This is a genomic window from Streptomyces sp. NBC_01244, assembly GCF_035987325.1.
Classification (GTDB): Bacteria; Actinomycetota; Actinomycetes; order Streptomycetales; family Streptomycetaceae; genus Streptomyces.
The window spans coordinates 3,754,065-3,768,449 of the sequence record NZ_CP108488.1 but is presented as its reverse complement, the minus strand read 5'-3'; the positions used below and the strand labels follow the sequence as shown (position 1 = coordinate 3,768,449).

Sequence of the window (14,385 nt, the reverse complement as noted above, 5' to 3'; positions counted from 1 at the left end):
TACCCCCCCTCTTTTGTACACATACAGCTCATGACGAGCCGGGGGTGGACCGAGATAGCCTGGTACCCGTGATCAGCGCGATAGTTCTCGGAGGCACTGAAGCCTCCGCCCGGCGCCCGGCGCACCAACGTGCCCGGGCCGTCGCTGATCCCCGCCCCCGGTCCCTGGACATCCTGCCGATCATGGCCGATTTCCTCCCGGTGGGCTTTCTCGACGGCATAGCGTCGATCCCGAACGGACACCGACACCCCGCCTCGCGGTGCTATGCCATTCCTTCCTTCACCTACGTCACGCAATGGCGCGCGACAGGAGCCAGAGGACATGCAGACCAAGCTGGACGAAGCAAAGGCCGAGCTGCTCGCGCGGGCGGCACGGGTAGCTGAGAACAGCCCGGCCGGGGGGCTACTTCCGACTGGGTCCGAGCAGGGGGAGCGTCCCGACCGGGACACGACTCTCGCCTACCTCCAGCGCTACTACCTGCACACCGCCCCGGAGGACCTGCTCGACCGGGACCCGGTCGACGTGTTCGGGGGCGCGCTTTCGCACTACAGGCTCGCGGCGAACCGTCCGCAGGGCACGGCGAACGTGCGGGTGCACACGCCCACGGTGGAGGAGAACGGCTGGACCTCCAGCCACTCCGTCGTCGAGGTGGTCACCGACGACATGCCGTTCCTCGTGGACTCCGTGACGAACGAGCTGTCCCGCCACGGGCGCGGCATCCACGTCGTGATCCACCCGCAGGTCGTCGTCCGCCGCGACGTCACCGGCAAGCTGATCGAGATCCTCGGCCCCGACTGCGACGCGCACGGTCCGCGCACCGCGCGCCCCCACGACTCCCTCGTCGAGTCCTGGATTCACGTCGAGATCGACCGCGAGACCGACAAGGCCGACCTCAAGCAGATCACCGCCGATCTGCAGCGCGTCCTGTCCGACGTACGCGAGTCCGTCGAGGACTGGGAGAAGATGCGCGACGCGGCGCTGCGCATCGCGCAGGAGCTGCCCGAGGAGCCGACCGCCCCGGACCTGCGCGAGTACGAGCTCGAAGAGGCCCGGGAGCTGCTGCGCTGGCTCGCCGACGACCACTTCACCTTCCTCGGCTACCGCGAGTACAACCTCGTCGACGGCGACGCCCTGGCCGCCGTGCCCGGCACCGGCCTCGGCATCCTGCGTTCCGACCCGCTGCACCACGGACAGGACGAGGCGCACCCCGTCTCCCCGTCCTTCAACCGGCTGCCGGCCGACGCCCGCGCCAAGGCCCGCGAGCACCGCCTGCTGGTGCTGACCAAGGCCAACAGCCGCTCCACCGTGCACCGCCCCTCGTACCTCGACTACGTGGGCGTGAAGAAGTTCGACGCCGAGGGCAACGTCGTCGGGGAGCGCCGCTTCCTCGGCCTGTTCTCCTCCGCCGCCTACACCGAGTCGGTGCGCCGGGTCCCGGTCATCCGCCGCAAGGTCGCCGAGGTCCTCGAAGGCGCCGGCTTCGCCCCGTCCAGCCACGACGGCCGCGACCTGCTCCAGATCCTGGAGACCTACCCGCGCGACGAGCTGTTCCAGACCCCGGTCGACCAGCTCCAGGCCATCGCCACCTCCGTCCTGTACCTCCAGGAACGCCGCCGGCTGCGGCTGTACCTGCGCCAGGACGAGTACGGCCGCTACTACTCCGCGCTGGTCTACCTGCCGCGTGACCGCTACACCACCGGCGTGCGGCTGCGACTCATCGCGATCCTGCAGGAGGAGCTCGACGGCATCAGCGTCGACTTCACCGCCTGGAACACCGAGTCGATCCTCTCCCGCATCCACTTCGTCGTCCGCGTCCCGCAGGGCACCGAGCTGCCCGTGCTCACCGACGCCGACGTCGAGCGGATCGAGGGCCGGCTGGTCGAGGCCGCCCGTTCCTGGGCCGACGGCTTCGGCGAGGCGCTCGTCGCGGAGCTGGGCGAGGAGCGCGCCGCCGAGCTGCTGCGCAAGTACGCGAACTCCTTCCCCGAGGGCTACAAGGCCGACCACTCGCCGCGCTCGGCCGTGGCCGACCTGTGCCACCTGGAGCGGCTGTCCGCCAGCGACCGCGAGTTCGCGCTGTCGCTGTACGAGCCCGTCGGCGCGGGTCCCGGCGAACGCCGGTTCAAGATCTACCGGACGGGCGAGCAGGTCTCGCTCTCCGCGGTCCTGCCGGTCCTGCAGCGCCTGGGCGTCGAGGTCACCGACGAGCGGCCGTACGAGCTGCGCTGCACCGACCGCACCAACGCGTGGATCTACGACTTCGGTCTGCGGATGCCGCTTCCGAGCGGCAACGGGGACTCCGCCGGGACCGCCAACTACCTCGGCGACGACGCCCGCGAGCGGTTCCAGGACGCCTTCTCGGCGGTCTGGCAGGGCGACGCCGAGAACGACAACTTCAACACCCTGGTGCTGGGCGCCGGACTGACCTGGCGCCAGGCCGTGGTCCTGCGCGCGTACGCCAAGTACCTGCGCCAGGCCGGTGCCACCTTCAGCCAGGACTACATGGAGGACACCCTCCGCAACAACGTCCACACCACCCGGCTGCTGGTCTCCCTCTTCGAGGCCCGGATGTCGCCGGGCCGCCAGTCCGCGGGCACCGAGCTCGTCGACGCGATGCTGGAGGAGCTGGACGGGGCCCTGGACCAGGTCGCCTCGCTGGACGAGGACCGGATCCTGCGGTCCTTCCTCACCCTCATCAAGGCGACGCTGCGCACGAACTTCTTCCAGCTCGACTCCGCGGGCGAGCAGCACTCCTACGTGTCGATGAAGTTCGACCCGCAGGCCATCCCGGACCTGCCGGCCCCGCGCCCGGCCTTCGAGATCTGGGTGTACTCCCCGCGCGTCGAGGGCGTCCACCTGCGCTTCGGCAAGGTCGCCCGCGGCGGCCTGCGCTGGTCCGACCGCCGCGAGGACTTCCGTACGGAGATCCTCGGCCTGGTCAAGGCGCAGATGGTCAAGAACACCGTCATCGTGCCCGTGGGCGCCAAGGGCGGCTTCGTCGCCAAGAACCTCCCCGACCCGTCGGTGGACCGCGACGCGTGGCTCGCCGAAGGCATCGCCTCGTACAAGATCTTCATCTCGGCGCTGCTCGACATCACCGACAACATGGTCGGCGGCGAGGTCGTGCGGCCCAAGGGCGTGGTCCGCCACGACGAGGACGACACCTACCTCGTCGTCGCCGCAGACAAGGGCACCGCGACCTTCTCCGACATCGCCAACGGGGTCGCCGAGTCCTACGGGTTCTGGCTGGGCGACGCCTTCGCCTCCGGCGGCTCGGCCGGCTACGACCACAAGGGCATGGGCATCACCGCCCGCGGCGCCTGGGAGTCCGTCAAGCGGCACTTCCGCGAGCTCGGGCACGACACCCAGACGCAGGACTTCACCGTCGTCGGCGTCGGCGACATGTCCGGCGACGTCTTCGGCAACGGCATGCTGCTCTCCGAGCACATCCGCCTGGTCGCGGCCTTCGACCACCGGCACATCTTCATCGACCCGAACCCGGACGCGGCGACCTCCTACGCCGAGCGCCGGCGCCTCTTCGAGCTGCCGCGCTCCTCGTGGGCGGACTACGACAGCTCCCTGCTGTCCGCCGGCGGCGGGATCCACCCGCGCAGCGCGAAGGCCATCCCGGTCAACGCGCAGGTCCGTGAGGCCCTCGGCATCGAGGCCGGCGTCACCAAGATGACCCCGGCCGACCTGATGAAGGCGATCCTCCAGTCCCCGGTGGACCTGCTGTGGAACGGCGGCATCGGCACGTACGTCAAGGCGACGGCCGAGACGCACGCCGACGTCGGCGACAAGGCCAACGACGCCATCCGCGTCAACGGCTCCGACGTGCGGGCCAAGGTCATCGGCGAGGGCGGCAACCTGGGCCTGACCCAGCTCGGCCGCATCGAGTTCGCGCGCGGCGGCGCCGGCGGCGAGGGCGGCAAGGTCAACACCGACGCCATCGACAACAGCGCGGGCGTGGACACCTCCGACCACGAGGTGAACATCAAGATCCTGCTGAACTCGGTGGTCACCGACGGGGACCTGACCGTCAAGCAGCGCAACAAGTTCCTCGCCGCGATGACCGACGAGGTCGGCCGACTGGTGCTGCGCAACAACTACGCGCAGAACGTGGCGCTGGCGAACGGCGCCGCCCAGGCCCCCAGCCTGCTCCACGCCCAGCAGCGCTTCATGCGCCGCCTGGGCCGTGACGGCCTGCTGGACCGCCAGCTGGAATTCCTGCCCAACGACCGGCAGCTGCGCGAGCTGCTGAACAACGGCAAGGGCCTGACCCAGCCGGAGCTGGCCGTCCTGTTCGCCTACACCAAGATCACGGTGGCGGACGAGCTCATCCACACCGAGCTCCCGGACGACCCGTACCTCGCCCGCCTGCTGCACGCCTACTTCCCGGGCGCGCTGCTCGCGAAGTTCCCCGAGCAGGTCGACGGGCACGCGCTGCGCCGCGAGATCATCACCACGGTGCTGGTCAACGACACCGTCAACAGCGGTGGCTCGACCTTCCTGCACCGCCTGCGCGAGGAGACCGGAGCCTCCCTGGAGGAGATCGTCCGGGCGCAGCTCGCGGCCCGCGAGATCTTCGGCCTGGCCGGCGTCTGGGACGCGGTGGAGTCCCTCGACAACGAGGTCGCCGCCGACGTCCAGACCCGGATCCGGCTGCACTCGCGGCGCCTGGTCGAGCGCGGTACGCGCTGGCTGCTGAACAACCGGCCGCAGCCGCTCCAGATCACCGAGACCATCGAGTTCTTCGCCGAGCGGGTGGAGCGGGTCTGGTCGGACGTGCCGAAGCTGGTGCGCGGCGCGGACCTGGAGTGGTACGAGGCGGTCATGGCCGAACTGATCGGCGAGGGCGTGCCGGAGGAACTGGCGGCCAAGGTGGCCGGGTTCTCCTCCGCCTTCCCGACGCTCGACATCGTCGCGATCTCGGACCGTACGGGCGTCGAGCCGCTGGCCGTCGCCGAGGTGTACTACGACCTCGCCGACCGGCTCGACATCACCCAGCTGATGGACCGGATCATCGAACTGCCGCGGGCCGACCGCTGGCAGTCGATGGCCCGCGCGTCCATCCGCGAGGACCTGTTCTCGGCGCACGCGGCGCTGACCGCGGACGTGCTGGCGGTCGGGAACGGGACCTCGACTCCCGAGGAGCGCTTCAAGGCGTGGGAGGAGAAGAACGCGGCGATCATCGGTCGGGCGCGGACGACTCTGGACGAGATCCAGGGGTCGGACGACTTCGATCTGGCGAACCTGTCCGTCGCCATGCGGACGATGCGCTCGCTGCTTCGGGCGCATGCGTAGCCCTGGCGGGCCGGCTTGATGGAACGGGCCGGGCCCGGGACCCCCTGTGGGGTTCCGGGCCCGGCCCGTTCGTGTTCCGGTCCGTGGTGGGCGGGTGCGGCGCCGTTGCCGGGGGCGCTGCCCCCGGACCCCCGCTCCTCAAACGCCGGAGGGGCTGGATTTTGGCTGGCGCCGCTGGATTTGGTCAGCGGCGGTTGGTGAATTCTTCGTACGCGTCGCAGACCTCTTGCGAGGGGCCGTCCATGCGCAGGACGCCCGATTCGAGCCAGATCGCGCGGTCGCAGGTTTCGCGGACCGTGCCGATGCCGTGGCTGACGAGGAAGACGGTGCCGGCCCGCTCGCGGAGTTCCTCGATGCGGGCCTTGCTGCGGCGCTGGAAGGCGGCGTCGCCGGTGGCCAGGGCCTCGTCGATCATCAGGACGTCGTGGTCCTTGGCGGCGGCGATGGAGAAGCGCAGCCGGGCGCCCATGCCGGAGGAGTAGGTGCGCATGGGCAGGGAGATGAAGTCGCCCTTCTCGTTGATGCCGGAGAAGTCGACGATCTCCCGGTAGCGCTCGCGGATCTGCCGCTTGGACATCCCCATGGCGAGGCCGCCGAGGACCACGTTGCGTTCGCCGGTCAGGTCGTTCATCAGGGCGGCGTTCACGCCGAGCAGGGACGGCTGGCCGTGCGAGAAGATCCGGCCGCGCGCGACCGGCTGGAGGCCGGCGATGGCGGACAGCAGGGTGGACTTGCCGGAGCCGTTGGTGCCGATCAGGCCGATGGCCTCGCCCTTGTACGCGGTGAAGCTGACGCCCTTGACGGCGTGCACCTCGCGGATGCCGGTGGCGGGCTTGCGGGAGAAGATCCGGCTCAGGGCCGCGGTCGCGCCGCCCTTGCGGCCGCCCGAACCCTGCACCTTGTAGATCACGTGGACGTCGTCGGCGATGACGGTCGGGGTCCGGGTCTCGGTTGCGGTGTCAGCCACGGCCGTACTCCTCCTCTGCCTTCCAGAAGAAAACGAACCCGCCGACGCCGGCGAGCAGGGCCCAGCCCAGGGCGATCGGCCAGACGTGGGGCGGGAGCTGGTGCGCCGTGTACGAGTCGATGAGCGCGAAGCGCATCAGGTCGATGTAGACGGCGGCGGGGTTGAGCTTGAGGGCCATCGAGACCCAGTGCGGCAGGTGGTCCGTCTTCAGCATCTGGTCGATCGACCACATGACGCCCGAGGCGTACATCCAGGTCCGCAGGATGAACGGCATCAGCTGGCTGACGTCCGGGCTCTTCGCGCCGATCCGCGCCATGAACATGGCGCAGCCGGCGCAGAAGACGGCCATGAGGACGAGGGTGGGGAGGGCGAGCAGCCAGCTCGGGGCGGGCGTCTGGCCGTAGATGAGCAGCAGGATGACCAGCGCGCCCATGGTGATCAGCAGCTGCTGGAAGAGCTGGACCACGGTGGACAGAGGCAGCGAGGCGCGAGGGAAGTGCAGGGCGCGGACCAGGCCGAGGTTGGACTGCACGGCGCGCGTGGAGGCGTTGACGCAGCTTCCGATGAAGTCCCAGACGAAGACACCCGTGATCAGGAACGCGATGTAGTCCGGTACGGCCCGCTGGGCGTGCATCACGATGCCGAAGATGAAGTAGTAGACGGCCGCGTTGAGCAGCGGGGTCATCAGGTGCCAGACCTGCCCGAGGCTGGCCTGGCTGTACTGGGCGTGCATCCGGGCCGTGGCGTACGAGGTCACGAAGTGGCGCCGGCCCCAGAGCTGCGCGATGTAGCGGGGGAGGGTGGGGCGGGCTCCGCTGAGGGTCAGGTCGTGGGCCGCCGCCAGCTCGGCGATGGGGTCCGGGGACTTGGCCGTGTCCTTGCCCCTGCCCTTGGCCCGGTCCTTGCGGTGCGAGGGGGAGGGGGCGGGGGGTGGCGCGGTGGTCACTGTCACGAGGGTCGCTTTCGACGGGGTCGGGGCGTCGGCTGGCGATGGGACGGGTCCGTATCGTCGCTACGGTGAGGTTAGGTCGTTCGACGTCGGAACGCAACCGTATCGTCGTCGAGGGATATGCTCTCCTCATGACCCCTGAGCCTGCCGCCGCCGCCACTGCCCCCACCCCCCGAAGAGCCCCCGCGGGGGCCGCCGTCCTGCGCGAGGACGTGACCGAGGCGATCCGGGCGGCCGTCCTCGACGAGCTGGCGACGGTGGGGTTCTCGCGGATGTCGATCGAGGGCATCGCGCGGCGGGCGGGCGTGGGGAAGACGGCCGTGTACCGCCGGTGGAAGTCCAAGCTGCACCTGGTGCTGGACCTGGTCGGCGCCTTCGCGACGGACGGCCTGCCGGTGCCGTCGACGGGGGCGCTCTACGGGGATGTACGGGCGCTGCTGGAGGTGATGACGCACGTGCTGCGGCATCCGGTGGCCTCGGCGGTGATCCCCGACCTGCTGGTGGAGGCGGCGCGGAATCCGGAGATCGCGGACGCGGTGCGGGGGGCTCTGCTGGAGGGGCAGCGGCGGATGGCGGAGGGGATCATCTCCGAGGCGGTGGCGCGCGGCGAGCTGCCCGTGGGGGTGGATGCGGGGAGGGCGCTCGATCTGGCGATCGGGCCCTTGTACTGGCGGCAGGTGGTGGTGCGGGACGCGGTGTCGCGGGGCTACCTGGACGGGCTTGCGCGGTCCGTCGTTGCCGGGCTGACGGCCGGGCCGGCCTAGGGGCTCCCGCTGCGCGGGGTGGAGTCCCCTACCCGCCCTTCCTCCGTTCCCAGGGCTCTGCCCTGGCCCGGTCCTCAAGCGCCGGACGGGCTGGAGGGGTGCCGGGCTGTGCCCGGGCCCCCTGGGGCTCCGCCCCAGACCCCGGTCCTCAAACGCCGGACGGCTGGGAGGGGCGGGCGGGTGGGAGGGGTGGGCGGGGTGGGAGTGGTTACGGCCAGCGGGACGTGGTCAGGTGGGCCAGGGTGGGTTCCGGGGTGGCTGAGGGGGCCGCGGGGGTGGGGCGGCGGTCTTCCAGGGGGGTGACGGGGGCGGTCGGCTGGCTCAGGAAGACGCGGCGGACCACGCGCTCCGCCGCCTGGCCGTCGTCGTGCGTGCAGAACCGGGTCCGGAAGGACGCGCGGAGCTGAGCCGAGCGCGAGCCCTGCCAGTGGCCGGTGGAGAAGATGTCCACCAGCTCGTCCTCGGTGCGGGCGATCGCTCCCGGGGGGAAGGCGCGGAGGTCGAAGTACGTGCCGCGGGAGGCCTCGTACGCCTCCCAGTCGTCCGCGTGGATGACGATCGGGCGGTCCAGGGACGCGTAGTCGAACATCAGGGACGAGTAGTCCGTCACCAACGCGTCCGAGGCCAGGCAGAGTTCCTCGACGGAGGGGTGGGAGGAGACGTCGAGGAGACGCGGGTGCGGTTCGGGGGAGGGCGAGCCCGCGTAGGTGAGGTGGGTGCGGGTCAGGATCGTGTAGCGGGGGCCCAGGTCGCGCAGGATCCGGTCGAAGTCCGGGTGGGCGGGGCGGCTGCGGCGGTAGTCGCGGTGGGTCGGCGCGTACAGGATCGCGGTGGAGCCCGGCGGGATGCCGAGGCGTTCGCGCAGTTCCAGGACGTCCGCCTGGGTGGCCCGGTGGTACACGTCGTTGCGGGGGTAGCCGTACTCGAGCGTGGTGTAGGAGGCGGGGACCGCCTTCTCCCAGACGAGGGTGGAGTGGCGGTTGGAGGACAGCAGGTAGTCCCACTGGTCCGCGCCGCGGAGCAGGCCCGCGAAGTCCGTCGTGGGGGTGGCCGCCGGGCGGTCCTGGAGGTCGAGGCCGACCCGCTTGAGCGGGGTGCCGTGCTGCGTCTGGACGAGGATCTGGCCGGGGCGCTTGACCAGCGCACGGTCGAAGTTGACGTTCGTGACGAGGTAGGTGGCACGGGCCAGGGCCGCCCAGTACGCCGCCGAGCCCGGGCGGAGGAAGGTGGTTTCGCGCGGGAGGGTCGCGGCGTGCGCCGGGTCGCAGATCCATGCCGTCCGCATGCGCGGGGCGAGTTCGCGCAGCTTGGCCTCGATGGCCGCCGGGTTGCAGGCGTAACCGCCGTGCCAGTACGCGGAGAAGACCGCCAGCTCCGGGCGGAGCGGGAGCAGGCGCTGCGCGCGGTAGTGCAGGCGCAGGACGGTCTCGCGCAAGCCCCGGCCCAGGGTCATCCCGGTGCGGCCCGCCGTGAGCGAGCCCGAGCGGAGCAGGGACAGGACGCGGTACGCGCGCCGCGTGCCCAGCCGCATCAGGAGGTGGCGGGTGCGGTCCGTCCGGCTCAGGGACAGCGGACGCGGGCCCGGCACCCGGTAGCGGCGCAGCAGGGCCGAGGCCCGGGCGAAGAACTCGGCGCGGGCGGCGCGCGGGAGCCGGCGCGGATCCGCGTACAGGGCGCAGAAGTGCTCGGCCATCCGCCGGTGCACGGCGGGCCGCCAGCGCTCCAGCTCGGGGCGGGTGGCGAGGTAGCCGAAGACGCGGTCGTACTGGTCGAAGACGTCCAGGTGGCGGCGGGTGGACGTGGTCAGGATCGAGCCGGTGCGGCGCTGGCGGTAGTGCACGCAGACCCGGTCGAGGACGGCGACCGACTCCGCCGCCAGGAGCGCCGGGTAGGTCCAGGGGGTGTCCTCGTAGAAGCCGGGCGGGAAGGAGAGGCCCTCGCGCTCCACGTACTCGCGGCGGTAGGTCTTGTTCCACACCACCATCAGCATGCCGAGGAGGGCGGGGCGGTCGGCGAGCCGGAAACTCGCCGGGCCCTCCTCGCGGAGGCGGTGGGAGAGGCTGTTGCGGATCGTCTCGCCGGTCCAGTAGGTGCGCGCGTAGTCGTAGACGAGCACGTCCGGGGAGCCGGTGGCCTTCAGCCGGTCGGTGATGGCCTGCAGGGCGCCGGGGGCGAGGGTGTCGTCGCCGTCGAGGAAGACCAGGTAGTCGCCGGTGGCCCGGGACAGGCCCGCGTTGCGGGCCGGCCCCAGGCCGAGGTTGTGCGCCAGGTGCACGGCGGTGACCCGGGGGTCGCGGGCCGCGTAGTCGTCGATGATCGAACCGCAGGCGTCCGGGGAGGCGTCGTCGACCACGATCAGTTCGAGATCCGGGTACGACTGGGTCAGGACCGAGTCCAGACTCTCCTGGAGGTACGCCTGGACCTTGTACGCGGGCACGATGACGCTGAACCGGGGCACGGCACATCCAGGGGTCGGCGCGGGCATATGGCCCAGGAACCCCCGGCGTGGTGATCGGGTTACGCAGGGTGCGGCATTCGGGTTACGCAGCGTCAACCCGGCACGTCAACACCATGATCAGAGGCTGATCGCTTGCGCGATCGGCTACTTGCTCGGCTACTTGCTCGACTACTTGATCGCTCCCGCCATCACCCCCGAGACGAACTGCCGCTGGAAGGCGAAGAAGACGACGAGCGGCACCACCATCGACAGGAAGGCGCCGGGCGCCAGCACGTCGATGTTGTTCCCGAACTGCCGCACCTGCTGCTGGAGCGCGACCGTGACGGGCGGGTGCGCCGAGTCCGCGAAGACCAGGGCGACCAGCATGTCGTTCCACACCCACAGGAACTGGAAGATGCCGAGCGAGGCGATCGCCGGACCGCCCAGCGGCAGCACCACCCGCGTGAACAGCCGCAGTTCGCCCGCCCCGTCGAGACGGGCCGCCTCCAGCAGCTCGCGCGGGATCTCCGCGAAGAAGTTGCGCAGCAGGAACACGGCGAACGGCAGCCCGAAGGCGGTGTGGAAGAGGACCACGCCCGCCGTGGTCTCGAACAGGCCGATGGAGCCGAAGAGTTCGGAGACCGGGATCAGCGCCACCTGGACGGGTACGACGAGCAGCGCGACCACGATCAGGAACAGCCAGTCGCGGCCCGGGAACTCCAGCCAGGCGAAGGCGTATCCGGCGAACGCCCCCAGCGCCAGGACGAGCAGGGTCGCCGGGACGGCGATGGCCGCCGTGTCGATCAGCGAGCCCGTGACGGTCTCGTTGGCCAGCAGCCGCTCGTAGTTGCCGGCCGTGAGGCGGGAGGGCGCCGTCAGCGCCTGCCACCACCCGCCGTCGTTCAGCGCGGTGGGGGAGAGGAAGGAGGAGACCAGCAGCCCGAGCGTGGGCAGCAGCCAGAACAGGCCCGCGAGGATCAGGAAGACGCGCAGCGCCCCGCCGGCCGCCCGGGCGGCGAGGGACCGCGCGGTGGCGACCGGGCCGAGGGGTGAGGTGGGGGACTGCGCACGGGACGGCGTAGGGGACGGCGTACGGGACGGGGCGCGCGGCGCTGTGCTCATCGGCGGGCCTCCCGGCGCATCCGGCGGATGTTGTAGACCATGACGGGAGCCACCAGGACCAGCAGCAGCACCGCGATGGCGCTGCCCAGCCCCGGATCGGCGTCCGTACCGAAAGAGGTCCGGTACAGCTGGAGCGCCAGGACGTTGGCGTCGTCCTGCACCGCGCCCGGCGCGATCACGAAGACCAGGTCGAAGACCTTCATGACGTTGATGACGAGGGTGACCAGCACGACGGCCAGGACGGGCGCCAGCAGCGGCACCGTGATCCGGCGCAGCACCTGCCACTCGCTCGCCCCGTCCACCCGCGCCGCCTCCAGCAGTTCGCGCGGTACGGCGGCCAGCCCGGCCCCGATCAGCACCATCGCGAACCCGGCCCACATCCACACGTAGGCCCCGATCACCGCCGGGGTCACCAGGGTCGGCCCGAGCCACTCGACGCCGGCGTACGCCTCCCGGAAGTTCGAGGCGGGCAGCCGCAGCACTGCGCCGTCGGCCGCGGCGGACAGGGTGAAGGTGCCGTCGGCCCGGGTCCTCGCCGAGTCGACCACCCGGCCGTCCTTGACCGCCTCGACGCGCAGCCCCGACAGGGCGGACTCGGTGGTGTCGACCGTGTTCGTCGTACCGCCCCCGCCCCGGGTGAAGTCCTGCCAGGCGGTACCGGTGACCTTCCCCGGCTCGGTGGCGGCCGCCCGCGCCGTACGCGTTCCCGGCGGAAGGGCCTCGGGGGCGATGCCGACCAGCGGGAGCGGCGCGGGCACGCCCGCCCGTACCGGATCGCGGGTCACGTACGCGCCCCCGTCGGCCGGGACCAGCGGCGAGTCCCGGCCGGGGCGGGCCTTGGGGAAGGCGGAGGACTCGGCGAAGGTGTCGTGGACGCCGACCCAGACGGCGTTGGCCACGCCCCGGTCGGGATCGGCGTCGTAGACGAGCCGGAAGATGATGCCCGCGGCGAGCATCGAGATGGCCATCGGCATGAAGACGATCAGTTTGAAGGCCGTTCCCCAGCGCACCCGTTCGGTCAGCACGGCGAAGAGCAGCCCGAGCGCGGTGGCGGTGACCGGGGCCAGCACCACCCAGATCGCCGTGTTGCCCAGCGCGGTGCGGATCGTGTCGTCGCGCAGGATCTCCCCGTAGTTCCCGCCGCCCACGAACTTTTCGCCGGAGCGGTCGAAGAAGCTGCGGTAGAGCGAGTAGCCGATGGGATGCACGACGAGCGCGCCGAGCAGGACGAGGGAGGGGAGGAGGAACGCCGCGGCGGTCAGTCGGCGGCGCCGGGTCTCCTTGCCCTTGGGGGATCGCGCCCCGGCGGCGGGGCGCGCCGCCGGGGCGGTGGCGGGGGAGGCCACCGGGATCAGTTCCCGTAGGCCTTGGCCGCGTCCGCCTCCAGCCTCGCCTGCGTCCCCGCGATGTCGGCCGGGTTCGCCAGGAAGTCCTGGAGCGCCTTCCATTCGCCCGCGCCCGGGGTCCCGCCGAAGGCCGACGGGGCCTGGTCCGACATGTCGAAGCGGAAGTTGTCGCCCGCCGCGATCAGGGCCTCGGCGATGCCGCGCTGGATGTCGTTCGGGTAGGCGTCCGGTTCGAGCGCCTTGTTCGGGGAGAGGAAGCCGCCCTCACGGGCATGGATCCGAGCCGAGTCCACCGAAGCCAGGAACGTCAGCAGTGCCTGCGCGCCCTTCGAGTCCTTCAGCGCGACCGCCACGTCCCCGCCCGAGACCACCGGAGACTTGGCGCCGACCGCCGGGAAGGGGAAGACCTTCGCGTCGGTGCCCACCTTCGCCTCCGTCTGGGCGATGTTGACCGCCACGAAGTCGCCCTCGAAGACCATCGCGGCGGCCGGCCGGTCGCCGCCGGTGAAGGTCTGCGTCACCGACTTCGGGAACTCGGTCGCCAGCGCCCCGCTCTGGCCGCCCGCCAGGAAGTCCTTGCGGCCGAACAGCTCGGCGAGCGAGGTCAGCGCCTGCTTGACGCTGTCGTCAGTCCACTTGATCTCGTGCTTCGCCAACTGGTCGTACTTCTCCGGGCCCGCCTGCGAGAGGTAGACGTTCTCGAACCAGTCGGTCAGGGTCCAGCCGTCGGCCCCGGCCACCGAAACCGCCGGAGTACCGGACGCGGACAGGGTGTCGGCCGCCGTGAGGAGTTCCTTCCAGGTCGCCGGGGGGCGTACGCCCGCCGCCTCGAAGGCCTTCGCGTTGTACCAGATCAGCGACTTGTTGGCGGCCTTGTAGTAGACGCCGTACTGGGTGCCGTCGACCGCGCCCAGCGTCTTCCAGCCGGGCGAGTAGTTCTGGTCGAGCTGCGCCTGCGCGTCGGCGCCCACCGGCTTCGCCCACTTGTTCTTGACCGCCGAGACCAGCGCCCCGACCTGCGGGAGCAGTGCCACGTCCGGCGGGGCGCCGCCCGCGATCTTCGAGCCGAGGAAGGTGACGATCGGGTCCTGGGCCGGAACGAAGGTGACCGTGGAGCCCGTCCGCCGCTCGAACTCCTTCAGGACTTTGACGAAGTTCGCCTGCTCCGCGCCCGTCCAGACGGCGGCGACCTCCAGCTTCTCCCCGTCGAGACGGGGTAACGCGACGACCGGCCCGCCCGGGGTGCCGGAGCTGTCCGTGCCCTTCGCGGGCTCCTTGCCGTCGCTGCCGCTGCCGCAGGCGCTCAGCGCCAGCGCGCCGGCCAGGGCCAGCGCGGCCCAGGTGTGCCGTCGGCTGTGTGGTGTCCGGGGTGTCCGGGGTGTCCCGGGTGTCGTGCGGCTCGTTCCGTGCGTGCGCATGGCGGTGCCCCCGATGCCTCGCTGGCGATGGTGTGTCCCGTGCCACAAGGTCTACGCCGCCCCGCGCACCCCCGCAAT

The 14,385-nt window shown here is 71.3% G+C and carries 8 protein-coding genes; 2 read left to right on the top strand and 6 right to left on the bottom strand.

Annotation, left to right across the window (positions count from 1 at the left end):
- Positions 1-321: 321 nt before the first annotated feature.
- Positions 322-5,304, top strand: coding sequence for an NAD-glutamate dehydrogenase (locus OG247_RS16730; protein WP_327253004.1), 4,983 nt, complete (start codon positions 322-324; stop codon positions 5,302-5,304).
- A 184-nt stretch (positions 5,305-5,488) separates the two neighbouring features.
- Here the strand turns inward: OG247_RS16730 and OG247_RS16725 are convergent, their stop codons facing one another.
- A complete protein-coding gene (locus OG247_RS16725) occupies positions 5,489-6,271 on the bottom strand; it encodes an ABC transporter ATP-binding protein (RefSeq protein WP_327253003.1) in 783 nt (260 codons plus the stop codon).
- Complete coding sequence (locus OG247_RS16720; RefSeq protein WP_442813307.1) at positions 6,264-7,223, bottom strand: ABC transporter permease; 960 nt, start codon at positions 7,221-7,223, stop codon at positions 6,264-6,266. Before OG247_RS16720 ends, OG247_RS16725 begins: the two co-directional genes overlap by 8 nt.
- Positions 7,224-7,351: 128 nt before the next feature.
- On the opposite strand from OG247_RS16720, the gene OG247_RS16715 reads away from it, so the two are divergent.
- Positions 7,352-7,984, top strand: coding sequence for a TetR/AcrR family transcriptional regulator (locus OG247_RS16715; protein WP_327253002.1), 633 nt, complete (start codon positions 7,352-7,354; stop codon positions 7,982-7,984).
- Between the two features lie 208 nt (positions 7,985-8,192).
- Here OG247_RS16715 and OG247_RS16710 read toward each other — a convergent pair whose 3' ends face one another.
- The 4 genes from OG247_RS16710 to OG247_RS16695 all read right to left on the bottom strand — a co-directional run bounded on the left by OG247_RS16710 (position 8,193) and on the right by OG247_RS16695 (position 14,307).
- Positions 8,193-10,442 carry a bifunctional glycosyltransferase/CDP-glycerol:glycerophosphate glycerophosphotransferase gene (locus OG247_RS16710; RefSeq protein WP_327253001.1) on the bottom strand — a complete coding sequence of 750 codons (2,250 nt, stop codon included), beginning with the start codon at positions 10,440-10,442 and terminating at the stop codon, positions 8,193-8,195.
- A 168-nt stretch (positions 10,443-10,610) separates the two neighbouring features.
- Positions 10,611-11,543 carry a carbohydrate ABC transporter permease gene (locus OG247_RS16705; protein ID WP_327253000.1) on the bottom strand — a complete coding sequence of 311 codons (933 nt, stop codon included), beginning with the start codon at positions 11,541-11,543 and terminating at the stop codon, positions 10,611-10,613.
- Entirely contained in the window at positions 11,540-12,991 is a 1,452-nt protein-coding gene (locus OG247_RS16700; RefSeq protein ID WP_442813306.1) for a carbohydrate ABC transporter permease, read from the bottom strand. The genes OG247_RS16705 and OG247_RS16700 overlap by 4 nt, the downstream gene beginning before the upstream one ends.
- Positions 12,895-14,307, bottom strand: a complete 1,413-nt coding sequence (locus OG247_RS16695) for an ABC transporter substrate-binding protein (protein ID WP_327252999.1) — start codon at positions 14,305-14,307, stop codon at positions 12,895-12,897. Before OG247_RS16695 ends, OG247_RS16700 begins: the two co-directional genes overlap by 97 nt.
- Positions 14,308-14,385: the final 78 nt, after the last annotated feature.